This is a genomic window from Cupriavidus necator (genome assembly GCF_040578825.1).
In the GTDB taxonomy this organism is placed as follows: Bacteria; Pseudomonadota; Gammaproteobacteria; order Burkholderiales; family Burkholderiaceae; genus Cupriavidus; species Cupriavidus necator_E.
Genome location: NZ_JBEFLI010000178.1, coordinates 1 through 1,379, shown reverse-complemented (window position 1 = coordinate 1,379; position 1,379 = coordinate 1). Strand labels below are relative to the sequence as shown.

Annotated in this window: 1 protein-coding gene; it reads right to left on the bottom strand. The window is 66.5% G+C overall.

Annotated features, from left to right (window positions below; translation table 11 throughout):
- On the bottom strand, positions 1-1,379 hold a 1,379-nt coding region (locus AB1I47_RS33760), incomplete at both ends, for a carboxyl transferase domain-containing protein (RefSeq protein WP_354687983.1).

Below are 1,379 nucleotides of genomic sequence, written 5' to 3'. Positions count from 1 at the left end.
TTCAGGCTCGCGGACAGGCCCAGGCCCAGCACGGTGCGGGTCTGCGCGGGATCGATCACGCCGTCGTCCCACAGCCGCGCGCTGGCGTAGTACGGATGGCCCTGGTGCTCGTACTGATCGCGGATCGGCTGCTTGAAGGCCTCTTCCTCTTCCGCGCTCCACTTGCCGCCCTTGCCCTCGATACCATCGCGGCGCACCGTCGCCAGCACGCTCGCGGCCTGCTCGCCGCCCATCACCGAGATGCGCGCGTTCGGCCACATCCACAGGAAGCGCGGCGAATACGCGCGCCCGCACATGCCGTAGTTGCCGGCACCGAACGAGCCGCCGATGATCACCGTGAACTTGGGCACCTGCGCGGTCGCGACCGCCGTCACCATCTTGGCGCCGTTGCGGGCGATGCCTTCGTTCTCGTACTTGCGACCGACCATAAAGCCGGTGATGTTCTGCAGGAACACCAGCGGGATCTTGCGCTGGCAGCACAGCTCGATAAAGTGCGCGCCCTTGAGCGCGGACTCGGAGAACAGGATGCCGTTATTGGCGATGATGCCGACAGGGTAACCCCAGATCCGCGCGAAGCCGCACACCAGCGTCGTGCCGTAGCGCGCCTTGAATTCATCGAACTCGGAGCCGTCGACCAGGCGCGCGATCACTTCGCGCACGTCATAGGGCTTGCGCGTGTCGGTCGGGATCACGCCGTACAGCTCTTCCACCGGATACAGCGGCTCGACCGGCTCGTGCAGCCGGATCTGGTCCGGCTTGCGGCGGTTCAGGTGCTGCACGATATTGCGCGCCAGGCTCAGCGCGTGGTGGTCGTTCTGCGCGAAGTAGTCGGCCACGCCCGACAGCCGCGTATGCACGTCGGCGCCGCCCAGGTCTTCGGCGCTGACTTCCTCGCCGGTGGCGGCCTTCACCAGCGGCGGGCCGCCCAGGAAGATGGTGCCCTGGTTCTTGACGATGATCGACTCGTCGCTCATCGCCGGCACGTAGGCGCCGCCGGCGGTGCACGAACCCATCACCACCGCGATCTGCGGGATGCCCTGCTTGGACAGGTTGGCCTGGTTGTAGAAGATGCGGCCGAAGTGGTCGCGGTCCGGGAACACATCGTCCTGGTTAGGCAGGTTGGCGCCGCCGGAATCGACCAGGTAGATGCAGGGCAGGTTGTTCTGCTCGGCGATCTCCTGCGCGCGCACATGCTTCTTGACCGTCATCGGGTAGTAGGTGCCGCCCTTGACGGTGGCGTCATTGCAGACGATCACGCATTCCTGCCCGGCCACGCGGCCGATGCCGGTGATGATGCCGGCGCCCGGCGCGGCATCGTCGTACATGTCGTACGCAGCAAGCTGCGACAGCTCCAGGAACGGCGTGCCCGGATCGAGCAG